The following is a 3,927-nucleotide window of genomic DNA, read 5'->3' as shown; positions in this document are numbered from 1 at the left end:
GCACAAGACGAACGCGCCCGGCAACACGGCTTGCCGCTGCAACCACGCAATTCCGAGCGCAAAGCCGATCAGGATAAGCCGCACGCATCCTCCTCAAAACCGCCGGACGAACGCGGCCGCATTGGAGGATCGGGTGATCTCTCCAATGTCCGTAATCGAACGACCAAGAAGGCTTGATTATGCGGAGATAAGCGCGAGCCGAGGGAGTGCGGCGTGAGCGTTAGCCGTTGTGCATAGGGCGAGCGCATCTTCTGCCATACCGCGTAACCCGGCCAGCACGCGCGCAATGCCCGGCACCTGATCCGGCGTATTGCGTTCCCTATAGCGCCACGACGGTGCGATGTCCGGCGCATCGGTCTCGAGCACAATCGCTTCGAGCGGCAATTGTTCTGCCAGCCGGCGAATTTGCAGCGCGCGTTCGAAGGTCAGGTTGCCGCCAAACCCCAGGTGCATGCCTTGCGCGATAAACGCTTCGGCCTGTTGGAAACTGCCGTTGAAAGCATGCGCGATCCCATGCGTGATCGAATGGACGCGCAGGCCCTTGAGCACCTTGTCCTGCGATTTGCGCACATGGCAGATGACAGGGAGATCGAACTCACGGGCGAGTTTGAGTTGTTCGTAATAGAAGAATGTCTGGCGTGCGTCGTCGAGGCCCGGAAGGAAATAATCCAGTCCGATTTCACCGATACCCACAAACCGCGGATCGTCCATGCTCGCCGCGACTTGTTCGCGCAGCACGCGCAGATCGTCGTCCAGGGCGCGCGGCGTGTACATGGGATGAATACCGAGCGCGTATGCGCCGCCTTCGAAGCGATGCGCCAACTCGCGCACCGCATTGAAGTTGCTGCGTTCCACGCCAGGAATCACGATCCGCGATACGCCTTCCCTGAGCGCGCAAGCCACGACGTCGTCACGGTCGGAGTCGAACTCCGACGCATCGAGATGACAGTGCGTATCGATCCACATGACGCGCTCCTCGCTTGACCTTAAGCCTGGCAACAAGCCACAACAACCTTAAACCGGTACGACAGGCTCCTCGAACAGCACGCCGTCGCGCAAGCGCATGATCCGGTCGCAACGTGCGGCGAGATCGGGATCGTGCGTGACGATCACGAAGCTCGTTTCCAGCGTCTGCGATAACTCCAGCATCAGGTTGAACACCGTGTCCGCCGTGCCGCCGTCGAGATTGCCCGTGGGTTCGTCGGCGAGAACGCATGCCGGATGCGTGACGAGCGCGCGCGCGATGGCCACGCGCTGGCGTTCGCCGCCCGACAACTCGCCCGGCCGATGCTTCGCCCGATGTCCGATACCCACGCGCTCGAGCATGTCCATCGCCTGCTTGCGTGCGTCGCTTTCGCTCATGCGACGAATCCGCAGCGGCATCGCGACGTTATCGAGCGCCGTGAATTCCGCGAGCAAATGATGAAACTGGTACACGAAACCAAGCGCGCGATTGCGCAATTCGTTGCGCTCGCGTTCCCGCAGTTCCGTGAACGGCTTGCCGAGCAGCGAGACCCGTCCGGCGCTCGGTTCATCGAGACCGCCAAGCACGTGGAGCAAGGTGCTTTTACCGGAACCGGACGCACCGACGATGGCAAGCTTCTCGCCGCGATGCACTTGAAGCTGCGCGTTATCGAGCACCGGGACGTTAAAGCCGCCCTGCACGAACGTCTTCGAAATTCCCGACGCTTCAAGGACCACGGGGTTTGCAGAAAGATTACTCATAGCGCAGTGCCTCTGCCGGACGGACCTTCGCGCCGCGCCAGCTCGGATAGAGCGTAGCCAGCGACGACAGTACGAACGCGATAATGCCGATGCGCGCGACATCGGCGGGAACGAGTTCAGACGGCAATTCGCTGATGAAATAGACCGATGGCGGCAGGAACTGGACGCCGAGCAGATGCTCGATCATGGGCACGAGCCACGGAATGCTCCACGCGATCAGGCAGCCCAGCGAGACGCCGATAGCCGTGCCGATAAAGCCGATCGTCACCCCCTGGATCACGAAAATCTTCATGATCGAACCGGGCTGTGCGCCAAGCGTCCGAAGGATTGCGATATCCGCTTGCTTGTCGGTCACGGTCATCACCAGAGACGACACGAGGTTGAACGCCGCCACCGCGATTATCAGCGTGAGGATAATGAACATCATGCGTTTTTCGATCTGCACGGCCGAGAACCACGTCTTGTTCTGCTGCGTCCAGTCGCGGATATACAAATCCCCGGACAGCGTGCGCGCCAGTTGATGCGCGACTTCGGGCGCGCGCTGCATGTCCTTGAGCTTGAGGCGCACGCCCGTGGGCGCGGGCAGCCGGAACAGCGCTTCTGCATCGGCGATGGAAATCAGCGCCAGCGTCGAGTCGTATTCGTAGTGCCCGGATTCAAATACGCCGACCACGGTGAATTGCTTCAAGCGGGGCAACATGCCAGCCGGCGTAATCGTGCCTTCAGGCGCGACGAGCGTGACTTTGTCGCCTGTCCCGACGCCCAGATTGCTCGCCAGATCCGCGCCGAGCACGATCCCGAAGCCGCCGGGCACCAGGTCCGTGAGCTTGCCGCCGCGCATTTCCTTACCGATATCCGATACTTCCGGCTCAAGCGACGGCTCCACGCCGCGCAGCGCGACGCCGCTTACGGCGCCTTGTCGGGTGAGGAGCGCTTGCGCGTCGACATAAGGCGCCGCGCCGATCACCTCGGGATTCTTGCGCGCTTCCTGGGCGGTCAGTTGCCAGTTGGGCATGGAACCGGTCGGCGAAAACACTTCGACGTGCGCGAGCACCGACAACATGCGGTCGCGGACTTCCTTCTGGAACCCGTTCATCACCGATAAAACCACGATCAGCGCAGCGACGCCGAGCGCGATGCCGGCCATCGAAACCAGTGCGATAAACGAGATGAAACCGTTGCCGGTAGTACGTTTGCCGGCGCGCGTATAGCGCCAGCCAATCTGCCATTCGTAGGGAAGTTTCAAGCGATTCCTTTTCAGCGTTTCAACGTTCTGACGTTTTCTATCTTCATCGCGCATTCGTCGGATGGGGCTTGGGCTCTGCGTGTGACGTGCGCGCCCAGTGGGGCAAAACGCGCGCCCGACCCGGTTCCGAAAGCCCATTCACGCTTCGGGCCGCCGCCGATCAACCACGAAGTTTGCCATACAATGCGCAGCATCATGCCTACGCCCAAGCTCCACGATCTCCATCTCCTGCTGCCGTTTGCGCTGCCATCGGCGGCCGACGCCACGATGGCGTTGCACGACCTCAAGCGTCCTGCACTCGACAAGCTGCTTGCTCGCGGCACGATTGACGAGCGCGTTATCGGCGACGACTTCCAGCGCACCTTGCCGCACGAGCGCTGGCTCGCGGGCCAATTCGGCATAGGAAAACAGTCGGCCGACGAAGCGCCGCTCGCGCCCTATATGTTGCTCGCCGATGGCGGTTCGCCCGGCGATGCAACCTGGGCGTGCGTGGAGCCCGTTCACGTGCGGATTGCGCGTGACCACCTGGTGCTCATCGATCCGGCGACGCTCGGCGTTCAAGAGGACGAGGCCCGAACGCTTTTCGACGTCGTCAAACCGCTTATTGAAGACCTCGGACTGACCATCCAGGCGCCGAAGCCGGTGCGCTGGTATGTGTCGGGGCCGAAGCTCGGGGCACTGGCGGGCGCGTCGCCGTTGCGCGCGAGTGGCCGCAATATCGAAATCTGGCTGCCGCACGAAACCGGCACCGGTGAACGTTCGCGTGCCTGGATGAAACTGCAGAACGAGGTCCAGATGGCCTGGTTCGAGCATCCGCTCAACGAAGAACGCGAGTCGCGCGGACTCCCCGCGATCAACTCGATCTGGCTGCATGCGCAAGGCGTATTTCATACGGTGACAAGTCCGTTTGCGCGAGTCATGTCGGACTCGGCGGCGACGCGCGGCCTCGCGCTCGC

4 protein-coding genes are annotated in these 3,927 nt (G+C 62.0%); 1 reads left to right on the top strand and 3 read right to left on the bottom strand.

The genetic code is table 11. The features are described 5' to 3' along the window. Nucleotides 1–177: 177 nt before the first annotated feature. Genes WCA53_RS01685 through WCA53_RS01675 form a run of 3 tightly spaced genes read right to left on the bottom strand, consistent with a single transcriptional unit; the run spans nt 178 to nt 2,971 of the window. Entirely contained in the window at nt 178–966 is a 789-nt protein-coding gene (locus WCA53_RS01685) for a TatD family hydrolase (RefSeq protein ID WP_423904810.1), read from the bottom strand. Nucleotides 967–1,014: 48 nt separating this feature from the next. Continuing rightward, nucleotides 1,015–1,725 carry a lipoprotein-releasing ABC transporter ATP-binding protein LolD gene (gene lolD / locus WCA53_RS01680; protein ID WP_423904808.1) on the bottom strand — a complete coding sequence of 237 codons (711 nt, stop codon included), beginning with the start codon at nt 1,723–1,725 and terminating at the stop codon, nt 1,015–1,017. Then, the gene (locus WCA53_RS01675) at nt 1,718–2,971 is read right to left on the bottom strand and encodes a lipoprotein-releasing ABC transporter permease subunit (RefSeq protein ID WP_423904805.1); all 1,254 of its coding nucleotides are present in this window, start codon (nt 2,969–2,971) and stop codon (nt 1,718–1,720) included. Before WCA53_RS01675 ends, lolD begins: the two co-directional genes overlap by 8 nt. Nucleotides 2,972–3,154: 183 nt before the next feature. Here WCA53_RS01675 and WCA53_RS01670 point away from each other — a divergent pair. Then, a partial coding sequence (locus WCA53_RS01670; protein WP_423904801.1) for a regulator occupies nt 3,155–3,927 on the top strand: 773 nt, incomplete at its 3' end.

It is taken from the genome of Caballeronia sp. (assembly GCF_049581465.1).
Lineage (GTDB): Bacteria > Pseudomonadota > Gammaproteobacteria > Burkholderiales > Burkholderiaceae > Caballeronia.
Note: the sequence above shows the minus strand (reverse complement) of the source record. Positions and strands in the feature narration are given on the sequence as shown.

Coding starts and splice junctions, on each gene's coding strand:
- WCA53_RS01685 (WP_423904810.1), bottom strand. CDS start 966: ATGTGGATCGATACGCACTGTCATCTCGATGCGTCGGAGTTCGACTCC.
- lolD (WP_423904808.1), bottom strand. CDS start 1,725: ATGAGTAATCTTTCTGCAAACCCCGTGGTCCTTGAAGCGTCGGGAATT.